The 13913-nt window shown below is 48.0% G+C and carries 13 protein-coding genes; 12 read left to right on the forward strand and 1 reads right to left on the reverse strand.

Translation table 11 applies throughout. From position 1 onward, the window contains the following. Window positions 1-192: 192 nt before the first annotated feature. The 12 genes from ACTO3O_RS01130 (at window position 193) to ACTO3O_RS01185 (ending at window position 13318) form a co-directional block, all read left to right on the forward strand. Window positions 193-807: a hypothetical protein gene (locus ACTO3O_RS01130; protein WP_482596333.1), complete on the forward strand. Its 615-nt coding sequence runs from the start codon at window positions 193-195 to the stop codon at window positions 805-807. Between the two features lie 14 nt (window positions 808-821). Further along, window positions 822-1217 carry a hypothetical protein gene (locus ACTO3O_RS01135; protein WP_482596335.1) on the forward strand — a complete coding sequence of 132 codons (396 nt, stop codon included), beginning with the start codon at window positions 822-824 and terminating at the stop codon, window positions 1215-1217. A gap of 3 nt (window positions 1218-1220) precedes the next feature. Then, the gene (locus ACTO3O_RS01140) at window positions 1221-2312 is read left to right on the forward strand and encodes a major capsid protein (RefSeq protein WP_482596337.1); all 1092 of its coding nucleotides are present in this window, start codon (window positions 1221-1223) and stop codon (window positions 2310-2312) included. Next, a complete protein-coding gene (locus ACTO3O_RS01145; protein ID WP_482596339.1) occupies window positions 2312-2482 on the forward strand; it encodes a hypothetical protein in 171 nt (56 codons plus the stop codon). Before ACTO3O_RS01140 ends, ACTO3O_RS01145 begins: the two co-directional genes overlap by 1 nt. After that, window positions 2482-2808 carry a DUF6706 family protein gene (locus tag ACTO3O_RS01150; RefSeq protein ID WP_482596340.1) on the forward strand — a complete coding sequence of 109 codons (327 nt, stop codon included), beginning with the start codon at window positions 2482-2484 and terminating at the stop codon, window positions 2806-2808. The genes ACTO3O_RS01145 and ACTO3O_RS01150 overlap by 1 nt, the downstream gene beginning before the upstream one ends. Before the next feature lie 361 nt (window positions 2809-3169). Further along, on the forward strand, window positions 3170-3619 hold the full coding sequence (locus ACTO3O_RS01155; protein ID WP_482596342.1) for an HK97 gp10 family phage protein: 450 nt from the start codon (window positions 3170-3172) through the stop codon (window positions 3617-3619). 125 nt (window positions 3620-3744) lie between these two features. Further along, window positions 3745-4020, forward strand: a complete 276-nt coding sequence (locus tag ACTO3O_RS01160) for a hypothetical protein (protein WP_482596344.1) — start codon at window positions 3745-3747, stop codon at window positions 4018-4020. A 3-nt stretch (window positions 4021-4023) separates the two neighbouring features. Continuing rightward, a complete protein-coding gene (locus ACTO3O_RS01165; RefSeq protein ID WP_482596346.1) occupies window positions 4024-4602 on the forward strand; it encodes a hypothetical protein in 579 nt (192 codons plus the stop codon). A 73-nt stretch (window positions 4603-4675) separates the two neighbouring features. Beyond that, window positions 4676-5188: a hypothetical protein gene (locus ACTO3O_RS01170; RefSeq protein ID WP_482596347.1), complete on the forward strand. Its 513-nt coding sequence runs from the start codon at window positions 4676-4678 to the stop codon at window positions 5186-5188. A 275-nt stretch (window positions 5189-5463) separates the two neighbouring features. Then, window positions 5464-9558 carry a tape measure protein gene (locus ACTO3O_RS01175; protein WP_482596348.1) on the forward strand — a complete coding sequence of 1365 codons (4095 nt, stop codon included), beginning with the start codon at window positions 5464-5466 and terminating at the stop codon, window positions 9556-9558. A gap of 5 nt (window positions 9559-9563) precedes the next feature. After that, window positions 9564-10004 (forward strand): hypothetical protein, encoded by a 441-nt coding sequence (locus ACTO3O_RS01180; RefSeq protein WP_482596350.1) that lies wholly within the window; start codon window positions 9564-9566, stop codon window positions 10002-10004. A gap of 11 nt (window positions 10005-10015) precedes the next feature. Further along, the gene (locus ACTO3O_RS01185) at window positions 10016-13318 is read left to right on the forward strand and encodes a hypothetical protein (protein ID WP_482596351.1); all 3303 of its coding nucleotides are present in this window, start codon (window positions 10016-10018) and stop codon (window positions 13316-13318) included. 51 nt (window positions 13319-13369) lie between these two features. Here the strand turns inward: ACTO3O_RS01185 and ACTO3O_RS01190 are convergent, their stop codons facing one another. Next, on the reverse strand, window positions 13370-13909 hold the full coding sequence (locus tag ACTO3O_RS01190; RefSeq protein ID WP_482596352.1) for a hypothetical protein: 540 nt from the start codon (window positions 13907-13909) through the stop codon (window positions 13370-13372). Window positions 13910-13913: the final 4 nt, after the last annotated feature.

Here is a 13913-nt window from a genome sequence, read left to right on the forward strand (position 1 = left end):
GTATTGCAAAATGTAAAGGGGCAGTCAATATTTGCATTGGAGCTTGTACAGGAGCAAGCCACACAGACACTCAGACGGAATTACCGGAACGCACTCGCGCAGGTGCGTGATAGGGTCTGCCAGCTCCTGCCGGCGGGCCTTTTTTGATGGATGTAATGAAACATTCAACCCACACAATAGACACGGAAATACATGAAAGAAAGAATCTTGTCCGCGCTGAAAACCCGGTATTCTAACCTGGGGTTCAGCAAAGAAGCTCTGGACGGAGTGGCCGCCGCTCTGGCAAAATCCGTCACTGATGAATCGCAAATCGAAACCGTTGTTAGCGGGGTCGAAGACCTTCTCAAAGTTTTTCAATCAGACTCCGACCGCGCACGTACCGAGTACAACACGCTAAAAGGTCAACTTGAGCAGTTGAAGGCCGATGCTGAGACATCCTCTGCCGCCGGGGGCGGGCAGGGTAAAAAAGACGAACCCGACATTCAAAAGATGATCGAAGACGCGATTGCAGCTAAAGTAGCCCCTTTGCAAGAGAAGTTATCGGCTTACGAAGCCAAAGAGGCGAAAGATGCACGGTCGGCGATGATCGAACGAATGGTCAAAGAACTCGGAATTTCAGACGAACGAGCCAAGGAGGGATTCAGCATCCCGGATGACATGGACGAAGCGGGGATCAAAACTTACCTCTCTATGGTTCGTGAACATGAAGTAGCCCGAGGACTCCCCGGTAGCGGTCATTTCCCGCTCTCCGGAAACGGCGAAGTGTCCAAAGAAGAGGCAGACAGTATCGCCGCGAAAATGTGTTAAAAAAACGTTTACTAATGGCAACAGCAAACCTGAACAGCGACCGCCGAGAGATCATTACAGGCAATGACAACGTAGTTATTGTCAATCATTTCGACGGAATCAGAGGGGGCCGAACGCTGAATGTGGAGGGCTTCAAGCCCGAAGTCATTCATGCCGGCCACCTCATCATCAAGACCCAAGGGGGCGACTATGCGCCGATGCCCGTCAACGAAGACAGCACGGCATACGCCAGTTTACCGGTCGGAGCCTCCTATGCGGGGTATCTGGTGGCAAGCATCGAGACCAAGAAACCGTTTGCGGCGATCATGGTTCGGGGAACCGTCAACCCCAAAGCCGCTCCGTTCGGCATGACGGAAATTATGGACGATGTCAAAACGGCATTGCCACTGATCGATTATCAGGAGGACTAAAGTATGGAACAGACACTGTATATTGAGTTTGTGAAAAAGTACTTCCCGCAGCTCGTACTCTCGATCACCGAGCGGCTGAACGGGAAGAGCAACGCCGAATTGTCATACTTGTTCAAGCGGCTGCTGGCTCCAAAGTTTTCGGTCGACGGTCGTTGGGAGGGATTGACAGGCAATTATACGCGCGTGGCGGCCGATGTTGTGGCGATGGACTCGCCGCTTCCGCTAAAGAAGCGCGACTCGCTTTCGCGGGCCGGAGGCGAAATCCCGAAGCTCGGGATGGAGCTGTTTCTCAACGAAAAGCAAATGTCGGACATCGATGCCATGATTGCACGGGAAATGGACATAAACACCATTGTTCAAGCGATCTTTGAGGACACTCCGCGAGTGATATCCGGGATTTACGAACGGTTGGAGTGGATGTTTCTGGCCGGGCTTTCAAGCGGCGTTGCGGTCATTGAAGAGGAAAACAACCCCGGCACGGGCGTTCGGGTCGATTACGGCTACTTGACCGCCAATCAATTCGGCGTTCCGACGGTTTGGGCCGGGAATCCGACTACGGCAACGACAATCGACGACATCGAAAAAGTCATTAAGAAAGCTACGAGCGATGGAAATAGCATCGTGCGAGCCTATGCCGATAAGTACTGGTTCGATGCGTTCTGTAAAAGTCAGCAAGCTCGTGAACAATTCGCATTCATCCAGGGTTTTGTCGGCGACAAGATTCCGAACCTCTCCGAAGATCAGGCATCGGCTGCAATACGGAATAAATTCGGATTTCCGGTCGAGAAGATTGACCGCGCTATCCGAACCGAAAAGGACGGCAAACAGACCGTTACACGGCCATGGAAAGAGGGGACAATCGTGTTCGTTTGCGACGAACAAGTAGGTTCGTTGGCTTGGACAAATCTGGCCGAAATGAACCATCCGGTTGCAGGAGTATCGTATCAGACTGCCGAAAACTACATCCTTGTATCGAAGTACCGGGAAAATAGGCCCGCGCTGCGTGAATACACCACCTCGCAGGCGCGTGTGGTACCAGTGATTACAAACGTGGATCGGATTTACACGTTGGACATCAAAACCGTACAGGCCTAATGAAAGCGAAAGTGATCAAAGCGTTCCGCGACAAGGATGACTTTGCGCGGCTGTACAAGCCGGACGAAGTTATCGAACTGAAACGCGACCGGTTGCAGATACTCGAAGGCCTCGGACTCGTTGAAGAGATTCGCGAACGCAAGAAACAACCTGAAAAAGAGACCCTCTGATGACGAACCACGAAGCAGTAGCGGCCAGCCTTTATCCGTTTAGCGTGGATGATTCACTGATCGAAAAGGCATGTATTGACACGGGAATCAACGTAGAGGGAGAATATTCTGTCGAGGACAAAGCAAGCGTGGCACGGACTACAATCGCCATTTTGCGAGACCTTGTCGTGCTCTCCAGTGAGAGCAACGGGGGCTATGCTTTGTCCTATGACACTGAGAAGCTCAAAGAGCGTATCTTCTCTCTCGCCACGGACAACGACCTGACTGACATTGCGGACGAGTTCGACAGTCGAACGCTGATCATGGATCGTTCTAACATATGGTAAGATTTCCCTACACGCTCGAAATGTGGTACGAGGGGGAAGCCATGTTGAATCCGGACGGATCTTGGACGGAGGGAATCAATGAATGGCGGTTGGTCGGTCGATGCAATGCCAGGCAAAACGGGCAAGCCCGGGAAGTCCGAGGACAAAACGGCCAAGCCTTTCTTTACTCGTTCGAGGTTACGATGCCTGCCAACACGCAGCCAATCCCGATCGGCACGAAAGTGCGAATTTTCGACAACCGGGGATTCAACATCTTTGATAGAACGACTCGGACGGACGAAAAACCGAAAAATGAAGATACCGCATCGTATCCGGTGCAGGGATTCTACAGAAGCGGGCAACGTTACGAAGACACAAAGCTATGGCTATAAAGGATCGTACCAACTGGCAACGTGTTAGTCAAGGATTCCGCCACATGCAGGACGAATACGACCGAAAAGCTGTTACTTGGCTTGCATCGCTCGGCGAACGGGTGGTGAAATACGCTCGAGAGAATGGTAATTACACCGACAGAACGGGAAACCTGCGTACTTCAATCGGATACGTGGTTGTGCAATATGGCCGAATCAAGGCCGAGAACTTCACAGGAGGGGGAGAGCCGCAACAAAAAGCCCATTCCCACGCGCTGGAAGTTGCTCGGAATCTTCCTGTTAATAAAACTTATCTCGTATGGGTGGCAGGGATGGAATATGCACAATACGTAGAGGCCAAAGGCTACGATGTATTACAAGGGTCTGGAGATTGGGTCGAATCGAAAGCCGAATCACTCAAGGCTGAATTCAAACGATACCTGAAATCGTCTGCACAATGAATTTTACGAGCACCGAAATATTCAACCTTGTCTGGAAATGCCTGCGGGAATCACCCTTGAACGAAACTTTACCAGTCATGTACGCAGATCATCACCCGATAAACCCTTCTGGTGAGTTCGTAGTAATGACTTCACTGACCAATGTATTGGGGGATGTTCAAGTAGCAACGGTTAATGTAAATATCTATGTGCCGGATCAGACCCCCACGATCAACCGGGAGGAGCAGCGTTACCCGAATCGCGAACGGCTGAACGAACTCACCCGGATCGCCTTTGACGCGTTGCGATGCTATCCCGCTGAAAGCCGGTGGTTCTTCGACGTAAGCGAAGAGACTCTCATCAGTGAGGAGGAAATCTCCTACACCTTTTCAAACATCAAAGTCAAACTAAAAAAATATTAAATTATGAAAGACGACCAACTTGTCGGATTGGATGCAGTGTATGTCGGCGACCCTCTACCAAAAGGCGTGACCGAAGAGGGTGCTGCGGCGCTCTTCGCAAAATTCAAGAAGACGGCCCAACCGCTCAGTGGTGGTGTTACTTTCAACTTTTCGAATCCTACCAGTAACAAATGGCATCGGGAGGGTGAAGTAGACCCCTGTATATCTCTACGAGACTCGACATCCGGATCGAAAGAGGTCACATGGAATATCATCGACTTCGACGATGAGACACTGCAATTCTATTTTGGCACAACGGAACCTGATAGAGGTATGTTATATGAGGGTGAGAAAGCATTTATTTTCGTTTCCAAAACAGGTATCTGTATAGCTTTCGCTCGCCTGAAGTTTACCGCAAGTCTTAGTGGTGCATTGAATTCCAGCGATCCACTCCAGATAGCCGTCACGGCAGATGTCCTCGCACCCAAGCAGGGCGGGAAGTCGTGGTGGCCTATCGAAATGCCGAAATTCGAGGAATCGGGCGGCGAGCCAGAAGTTCAGGCGTTGTCAGCCCGATCAAAAGCATCAACAACATCGCTATAATTTTCACTCCCGCCAGAAAGTTAACGACTTGTAACACGGAGCGAGACCGGGGCGGGAACAAATTCTTCTATACATGGAAACTGAGCTCGAGAAACTAACTGAACAAAGGGCACTTGGGGCTCTTATTGAACAACCAGAATCTTTCTGCATCAAGAGCCCTTCAGGAGAAGAAGACATTACACTGCATCTGTATCCGTTTCAGCTCGGTCGGCTGGCAATGATTAGCCGACGACTTCTTTCTTTGGATATAGCTTTGTCGGATGAGGCGGAAAACGAAGTCAAGAAAATGTGGGAGATGTGTGCGAAAAAGTCGGAGGAAGTGGCCGAGATCATCGCGATTGCCACGTTGAAGACGCATGACGAGATCGTCAAACAGCTCGAAGAACGTACCCAATTGATTCTCCATTCGCCGACGATGACTCCGACAGCTTTGTCTGTTTTATTCTCAAACATCGTATTTCAGTCTTACTATGCTGATTTTACGAACGCTATCCGATCGGTAAAAATGCTTCAGGTCGAAGTTTCCCAGACGATGCAAGCAAATCGGATAGCTATTACGGAGGGCAAACCATCTGGGGACGCATAGACTCAATTATCAACCGATACCATTGGACGTTGGATTACGTAATGTGGGGCATTTCGTGGGCTAATCTGCAATTGATGATGTCCGATGCGTTGCGAGTAGATTACAAGAGTGATTCATCGGGAGACGGATCGAAAAAAGGCTTGCCGTCGGTGATAGATTGTCGAAATCCTGAATCAATGAATATTTTACTTCGAATGGCAAGGGAGCAAATGTAGTTACCATACGAAAATAGGCTGTTAGGGTGCAGCCTAAAAAATCTTACAGAACGGAAAAACATGTTAGACCTTTCTGCTGAAATTGACAATTCCGAGGCCATACGCAGATTTAAAGAATTACAGCAGGCCGCAAAACAAACTACATCCAGTATTGTAACCGATTCTGAGCGGATGGATATTGCCCTTCGGAAGTTCGGTAATACCCTTACGAAAATAGGAGTCGGATTCTCTTTGGGGGCATTAGTTCGTCAAATTGCACAAACCAGAGGCGAGTTTCAACAATTGGAAGTTGCTTTTACAACATTGCTTCAAAGCAAGGAGAAAGCCGACTCTTTGATGAAACAGATGGTGGATCTGGCCGCCACAACCCCGTTCGATCTTCAAGGCGTCGCCGATGGTGCCCGTCAACTTCTTGCTTACGGATTCGCCGCCGACGATATTACAGATACACTTACCCGATTAGGAAACGTGGCGGCTGGTCTTGGGCTTCCGTTGGAACGGCTTACCTATCTGTATGGTACGACTGCTGTGCAAGGGCGAGTCTATGCGCGAGATATGCTCCAATTTACCAGTTCCGGGATTCCTGTGCTTCAAGAGATGGCCAAGATGTATGGCAAGACTACCGAAGAGATCAACGCGATGGTATCAGCTGGGAAGATCGGGTTTGAGGATGTGAGAAAGGTTATTGAGAATATGACCAATGCCGGAGGTCAATTCCACAACCTGATGGAGAATCAGTCGAAGACAATCAATGGTCTTATATCTAACCTTGAAGATGCGATAGATTTCATGTTTAATGAAATCGGCAAGTCGCAAGAAGTGGTGATTTCCAGCGTTTTAAAAGGGGCGATTTTACTTGTCGAGAATTACGAAAAAGTCCTTGATGTCTTACTCCCGCTTGTGGCTGCCTATGGCGCATATAAAGCGGCGCTCATTGCAACTGCAGCGATCCAAAAAGCAAAGGCAACAGTTGAAGCAGTTCGCCTTATGATGATGTACCGGAAGGAGTTAGGATTGGCAACTGCGGCGCAACAAGCATTCAATGTTTCTCTGAAAGCCAATCCACTCGGATTGGCATTGAGTCTTTTGACGCTTATTGGAACAGCAGTCTGGCGATACGCAAGCGGTGCAAAAGACGCTGCCGAAAACACGCTTGGATTGGCGCGGGCAAATAAAAAAGCTTCCGAGGAAATAGATACTGAGACCTCGAAACTGCAAGCATTGCAGGATGTTGTTAATAATGCAAACAATTCGTATGAAGAAAGACGGAAAGCGTTAAATCGGTTGAAAGAAATCGTTCCTTCTTATCATGCAGAATTAACCTCGGAAGGACAATTAATCAATAACAATACCGAAGCCCTCCAGAAGTACCTCAAGGAGTTCGAAAAAAACATCCGTCTCAAGGCTGCGCAAGAAGAATTAGAGGAGGCATATAGGCAAAAGAGGTTACAAGAGAAAGAACGAAGCAAGGCTCAAAATGAACTAAAGTTAGCAGAGAGCAGGATTCCTCAGAATGTTTCGCAAATGGGATACGGGGAGGCTGGTGTTATCTCGACTCGCGCATCTTTCAATGAAGTAGATAGAGCCAAACAGAAGGTTCAAGACGCAGAATTGGAAATTGCCAAGGTGGATAAAGCTATACAGGAACTGAATAATGAAATAACTCGGCAGTCTAATATAGTCGAAGCGAACGGAGCCAAAACGATTGTGTCCGCAGCTAAAAATCTGAAAGATGCACAAGATGAGTATGACAACGCTGTGAAAGCATGGAAAAAAGCAATTAAACAAGGAGAAGATATTACAGTAGTCAAGCAGAAAAAGGATGACGTTGACACTAAAAAGAAAGCCCTTGATAAAGCAAAAAAAATATCTGGAGTAGATGATAAAACAGTCAAAGCTGCCACAAAAACACAACAAAAATTGTCTGATTTGCTGGTGGAATCCGAACTTGAACTTCAAAAGTCCCGCATTTCAATTATAAAAGATGGGAGGAATAAACGCCTCGCCGAGATTGATTTAGAATATCAACAAACGATGGCGAGGATTAATAAAAACATAAGGGATTCAGTTAAAAATGGGGCTACAGGTGATCAGCTCGAAATTTTTGATGAGCAAGTATTTCTGACTGATAGAAAACGAATAAATGATAAAGGAAAAGTGTATGCGGAATATTACAATGAATGGATGAAAACGTATACCAAATTAGGAGATGTGTTTCTTTATGAGGAAGATCGCAAACAGAAGGCGTTGGAAAAAACCTATCAAGAGATGCGCAATAAAGCTGATAAGGATTTTCTCAGTGGAAATATTAATCAGCAACAGTATATAGATCTGACTTTTAGAATCAATGCAGCTGAGGATAAAGAGAAATTTGACTTGGAAGTTGAACGTTATCGAAAATATGTAGAAGATCGTATGCGCATCGAAGAGGAGTTCAACGAAGACGTAGGGCGTTTACGGAAAGCGCGCAAAGGTGGTAAGGCTGAAGAAGAGATCGAACAACGAAAAGCGATGAAGGATTCCGAACTACAAACACTCGCTGAAGAACTGGGAGTTACTGAGGAGGGATTTGTCTCATTTGTAGACTCCCTGATTTATCGAGGTACAGAGAGCCTGATCGCACTTATTGTGGAGGCACAAACAGAATTAGCCAAACTCGGAAAAGATGGCGATCCGGCAAAGCGAGCGGAGCAACAAAATAGATTAAACGCTGCAAAAAAAGAACTTGCACGACGTGATAAAAAAGGTGAACAAACCAATGCTCCAACAAAAAAAGAACTCAAAGAATGGGCTAAGTTACAGGGCGTTCTAAAGGATGTGTACGACACTTTCGGAGAAATAGGAGAGGCAATCGGAGGTACGGCTGGAGAGGCGATTAAATTGGGAGGAGAAATCGCTACAGCCATGACTCAGCTGATCGGCAACATTCTGCAAGTAGCGAACAGCGGAGCGACAGCTGTACAGAGCACCTCGCAAGCCACTTCGACCGCTATCAAGGGAGTGGAAAGTGCATCGGTCATTCTTGCTGTCATCAGTGCGGCCTTGCAGCTCGCTACTAAAATTGCACAGTTGTTCACGAAAGACCATGAACTGTCGGAGGAGACGATAAAAACCTACGAAGCCTACATGGATGTTACCGACAAGTTGATCGACAAGCAGAAAGACTTGTTGGAAATTGTGACAGGTATTCAGGCTGTCATGGCATCCAAAGAGGGGATCGAGACGATTGAAAAACAAATCGAGGCAACACGCGAGCTGGGAAAGGCCTATTTGGCTTCACGCAAGAAGAATAATCATTCATATGGCGTGAAGATGGAGAAATGGATGAAAGGCTATCGTACTGATATTGAAAATGCCGGGTTCGACTGGGATGCACTGAAAGGATCGGGCCGGATGGAGGGCCTGTTCGACCTCTCGGCTTCGGAACTCGAACGATTCCAAAAAGAACTGCCATTGGTCTGGTCAAAAATTGACGAAGACGCTCGAAAATATCTGGAGACCATTATTGAATGCGACGAGAAGATGAACGAATTAGGCGAGGCGACCAGCAAGTCGTTGACCGGCTTCTCATTCGATGATGCGAAGGATGAGCTGCTGGATTTTCTCAACGAAATGGACATGACATTTGACGACGTGGCCGAGAACTTCCAGTCATCCATGATGCAATCTATCAATCGAGTAGTAGCTTCTGGTTTAAATGACAGACTGAAATCTTGGTATGATAATTTTAGTGAAGCCATGTCGGACGATAAACTTTCTGATGCAGAAGTAGATAGTTTAAAAAAAGAGTATGAGAGTATTTATGCCGATGCTTTACGGAAACGCGAAGAAGCATACGATATCGCAGGGATCAATCCGAATGTGGATACAGACAAACAGTCCGCGGCAGCAAGAGGGTACCAGGCATTATCACAAGAAGAAGGTAGGGAAATGAACGGAAGACTTACTGATATCCAGGAAACAATGCACGACATAAAATCTTCGGTTCTACAAGCTCTTGTCAATGGGACACAGCAATTAAACGAGACAATCAACATTCGAGATATCATGATCCAGCTACATGGAAATGTGGCCGACATACGCACGTACACTCGAGTGCTTCCCGAAATGAGCGAGACGTTGAATGCAATGAATCGAAAATTGGCAGATTTATAACTGCGATGAATGAGAACGAAATAACGATCAACGGCACGCCTCTGAGCGATCTGGGTGTCACTTTGCTGGCCGGAGCCTATGCGGCTCTGCTCACGCCGACGACCATGAAAGACTTTGTCGAGAATAACGATCCATTGAAAGACGGGACGGATGTTGTTGTTCCGGGAGACAGCGGAAACTACGACCTGTCTGTTCCAAGGGTGGAGGAGCGCGATGTTACGTTGACTTTTTTAATCGAGGGGGCTGGATCGGAAGCCTTTCTGGCAAATTATGCTGCGTTCATTGCGCAATTGTATAAAGGATGGGTCGTGTTGCGCGTTCCCGATTTGAACGCTACCTACCGGCTGCTGTACAGTAACAGCACCCGCTTTGACAATTACCGATTGAACGCCTGTAAAATCGCGGTCAAATTTCGGGAACCGAACCCGAACAACCGTGCTGAATAAACGATTGAACAATGATCATATATAGCCCTACAGGAGATGTTCTGACGGAAGTACTCGTCACGAAAGAAGCGGTGATCAAATACGTCCTGATGGGCGACTATTATATTGAACTGCCATTCTTATTGGCTCATCCGATCCACTTTCGGCGGGGATGTTGCATCCTGCACAATGATCGACGCTTTGAAATCATGTCGAATGCGCAGCCTGAATTCGATAGTAAAACAGGAGGATACAAATATACACTGCGGTTTGAAGCTCAGCAAGCGCACATGAAGCGGCGCAAGGTGTTCTGGCTGAAAAGCAGAAAACGGGAGGCCACTTTTCACGATACGACTGATCTGTTTTCATTCGGTAATCTCATCGCAGACAATATGAATGAATTTATGGATAAGAATCGGTGGAAAGTAGCAGCAGTCCCGCCCGACCTTGTCCAGCAAGCCAAACTGGTATCTTTCAACGGAGATTCCTGCTGGAATGCAATCAACACTATAGCTGAAACTTTCGAATGTGAATGGTGGACAGTGGATAATGGCTCGGAGATTTGGATATACTTCGGGAAACTTGAATTCGGCACACCGGAAGTATTCAGGCGAGGCGATGTCGTCTCTTCAATTCCGGTCAAGAAAGGTGATAATGCCAATTATGGTACTCGTTTCTTTGTTTTTGGTTCAACTCGGAATCTACCGGATGATTATAATCAGACGAAACAGGGCGAAAACGCGAACCACGTTTCAGAAGTACGGCTGCAATTACCCGATGGAGTAGATTATATCGATGCTTGGGATAATCTGTCACAGGATGATATTGTCGAACAAGTAGTCTTTTTCGAAGATATCTTTCCAAAGAATACAGAAAAAGTAACGAGTATTTCCACCGTTAAACGAAAGATCGAAAATTCCGAAGACAAAGATGCGACTTTTGATGCTTATGTTATGTATTGTAAGGACACGCCATTTGTCCCGAGCAATATGATAGCTGGCATGGAATTGGGATGTAAATTTACGAGTGGATCGTTGAATGGTTGGGAGTTCTCGCTTGATGTCCGGGATGAAGATGACAATAAATACGATCCAGACGCATGGAAGCCAGAACACGGATTCCTGAAGAAGTTTGAAATCATTGCAAAAACTGAGCAGGTCGGGGACAATGAAGTACTAACAATCCCGAATGCCAGCTTACACCCAGAACCGGGAGATACATTCGTATTGACTGGTGTTACATTGCCTTCGGAACGTATTACAGAAGCGGAAAATGAACTCTTAAAAGTCGGCAAGGCTTGGGCTGTCAAGAATAGCTCTGATACGGACGTTTACGAATGTCCGACCAACCCGGTGTATTGTACGCGGAATGAAAAGAACTATGACCTCGGACAAAAAGTCCTATTGGAAGACGAACGGTTTGGAATCGGAGGTCGTGCTTCAAGGATTCAGGGATTTGAGAAGAAATTGTGGAATGAATATATCGCCACGTACACGGTTGGAGACAACACAGCCTATTCCCGTCTGGGGGAGATAGAAAAAAATATCGTAGAGTCTGCTTATGCCGAACGAATCGGTGTTACGTCCGGAGTAGGTATTTACTTGATTCGATCGAAATTCGACGATACAACGCCGACAGACTATAACGCCTATTCGGCACTTGCTACGGAGACCAAGTTTTTGAGCAAGCTGAAAGGTGGTAGAGTGCTGAAAGACGTAACTTTTGAGAAAGATATTATGGTCGGTGGAGCGGCGCACTCTTCTGATTTCGCCAGCGGGCCGCTGGGGGCGGGCTGGAGGATCGAGCGGGAGGGAAACGGGGAGATGGAGTCGCTCGTTCTGCGGCGGTTCCTCGAGGCGCCCGAATTTCGGAAGAACAAGATCAGCGTCATCGGCGACGAGTTTTGGGTCTCTGCCGCCGGGCTGATCGAAAGCGTCAGGAAGGCGAACAGCCTGCCCGTCTACGTCAAGGGGCGGAAGGTGTTCGGCAAGGACGGGAAGCCGTGGAGAATCAAAACCGGCCCCGGATACGTCGTGCGGTTCAAGCTGGAGGAGGGGGATTCCCACACGTTCAAGAAAGACGATATCCTCGTCAGCAAGTTCGAACAGGAGGGCGGATTTCAGACTGCCTACTTCCGCGTGAAATACGTCCTCTCCGGTCGCGAAGTCTTCGTTTCTGCCCTGAACGACTATGCACCGCAGGTGGCTATGAATGTGGCCCGACAGGGGAACTTCACCAACCCAACACGGCAAAACTCCATCTATATCAGCGGCAAGGAGGGTTATATCCGGGTGCTGTCGGGGGTAAACTCGACGGAGATCAAATTCAAGAACATCCGCTGCCAGTATGGCAATCTCGAAGGGCTGACCGTGGACGGCATCGGCGCGCTGCACGGCTACGGCGAGTACTCGGACAACGCCTACAAGCGCGGGGTGTTCCTGATGCAAGGCGGGAAGCGGGTCGAAGAGTTCGTACAAGATACCGTAGAGGAGTTGCAGAACTCCCTCGGCGGGCTGGCTTTCAAGGACAAGGTGGAAAAGGCACTATTAGGCAACACGATCATCAGCGGCGGATACATCCGCTCGGAGCTGATCGCCGTAGACGACGCGCTGGTGGAACGGCTGGTGGCCTCGGATGCGTTCATTAAAAAGCTCACGGCCAGCGAAGCGTTTATCGACAGGCTGGTGGCCCAGGCTGTCAGTACCCAACAGGGGGATAATTTTGATCGGGTGGAAATCAGCAGAGGAGAGTCGGCGATATCTTGTTTTAATAACGCTAATGTTGAAACATTTAGAGTAGATGCCGGTCAAGATTTTGTCGGCTCCGAACGTATTCCAACAATGAGTTTCGGACTTCCTGGGCGTCATTGGTATTCTTTTGGGTACAATATTCAGTTTGTTTCTGACAACAAATATGGAGCAACACTAAATTCTCTTGGACTGAATTTCGAACAAACTGATGGATTAAATCGATATTCAAGGTTCGAAAAAGACAAAATTATCCTTCCGCAGGGAGCCGTTGTCGACATGCCCGGCGTGCTCGCCGCGGGGAGAATATCGAAAGGTGGAAGTATAGAGGATATGTGGGGGGCAAAAAAATGTTTTGGTGGGAAATACAATGGACAGACTGGGAAGTACAAGATTACCCACAATATCGGACATACGAACTATTTCATTCAGGCGACACCATGTGAGGTAGATAACACATGGGCAAGAGTGCATCCGGTCATCTTGGAGAAGACGACTACGTATGCGGTAGTAGCCATTTACGATTCGGCAAGTAATAATACTGGAATCGATAAAGATTTCGAGTTTCTGATTGTGGGTGACAAATAGAAAAGGGTGACCGACGGCCACCCCAAAACTCAAGATAACGATATGACAGAGTTAGTTTTTCCCTTCGGCTTTCAGTTCGAGCCACTCCGCCCCGGTGATCGGCGTGAATACGAAACCTTCCTCGAACAGCCGATAGCAGGTAGTGTAATCGCCCGCCTCATACGCCGTTGTAATGCGTTGTTCCAGATCCTGCATCACGCTGTTCGGAATATAAGCGATTGTATCTATTGGATGAAGATCTTCATTCACTGTTACAAGAATATGATCTCTGGCTTTCATGGCAATATCATACAAAGTGCCGTCTTGAGCAATCACCCACGTGCTACTCATCACAATGCGGCTCCGCTCCAAGTCGCGGTTCCAATCGTCGATACTCATAACCTTATGTCCGTCAAAGAACATGGCCTTGGCCTGCTCGACGATCTGGCGGGCGGTGAGATGCGCAGGGTTTTCGGGGTCGTAGGCCTTGACGCCGGGGGCGGGGTTCAGGGCAACGGTGGCGTTGGGATCGAGTCGACCGTCGTTCCCGGATTCTTTCTTGCAGGCAACCAATGCCACGCAGGCGGCGGCAATCAACAGTAATTTCTTCATCACT

The organism is Rikenella sp. (genome assembly GCF_056799795.1).

What these genes read in the sequence shown, in the direction of transcription:
- ACTO3O_RS01130 (WP_482596333.1), top strand. Translation starts at nt 193, where the DNA reads ATGAAAGAAAGAATCTTGTCCGCGCTGAAAACCCGGTATTCTAACCTG.
- ACTO3O_RS01135 (WP_482596335.1), top strand. Translation starts at nt 822, where the DNA reads ATGGCAACAGCAAACCTGAACAGCGACCGCCGAGAGATCATTACAGGC.
- ACTO3O_RS01140 (WP_482596337.1), top strand. Translation starts at nt 1,221, where the DNA reads ATGGAACAGACACTGTATATTGAGTTTGTGAAAAAGTACTTCCCGCAG.
- ACTO3O_RS01145 (WP_482596339.1), top strand. Translation starts at nt 2,312, where the DNA reads ATGAAAGCGAAAGTGATCAAAGCGTTCCGCGACAAGGATGACTTTGCG.
- ACTO3O_RS01150 (WP_482596340.1), top strand. Translation starts at nt 2,482, where the DNA reads ATGACGAACCACGAAGCAGTAGCGGCCAGCCTTTATCCGTTTAGCGTG.
- ACTO3O_RS01155 (WP_482596342.1), top strand. Translation starts at nt 3,170, where the DNA reads ATGGCTATAAAGGATCGTACCAACTGGCAACGTGTTAGTCAAGGATTC.
- ACTO3O_RS01160 (WP_482596344.1), top strand. Translation starts at nt 3,745, where the DNA reads ATGACTTCACTGACCAATGTATTGGGGGATGTTCAAGTAGCAACGGTT.
- ACTO3O_RS01165 (WP_482596346.1), top strand. Translation starts at nt 4,024, where the DNA reads ATGAAAGACGACCAACTTGTCGGATTGGATGCAGTGTATGTCGGCGAC.
- ACTO3O_RS01170 (WP_482596347.1), top strand. Translation starts at nt 4,676, where the DNA reads ATGGAAACTGAGCTCGAGAAACTAACTGAACAAAGGGCACTTGGGGCT.
- ACTO3O_RS01175 (WP_482596348.1), top strand. Translation starts at nt 5,464, where the DNA reads ATGTTAGACCTTTCTGCTGAAATTGACAATTCCGAGGCCATACGCAGA.
- ACTO3O_RS01180 (WP_482596350.1), top strand. Translation starts at nt 9,564, where the DNA reads ATGAATGAGAACGAAATAACGATCAACGGCACGCCTCTGAGCGATCTG.
- ACTO3O_RS01185 (WP_482596351.1), top strand. Translation starts at nt 10,016, where the DNA reads ATGATCATATATAGCCCTACAGGAGATGTTCTGACGGAAGTACTCGTC.
- ACTO3O_RS01190 (WP_482596352.1), bottom strand. Translation starts at nt 13,909, where the DNA reads ATGAAGAAATTACTGTTGATTGCCGCCGCCTGCGTGGCATTGGTTGCC.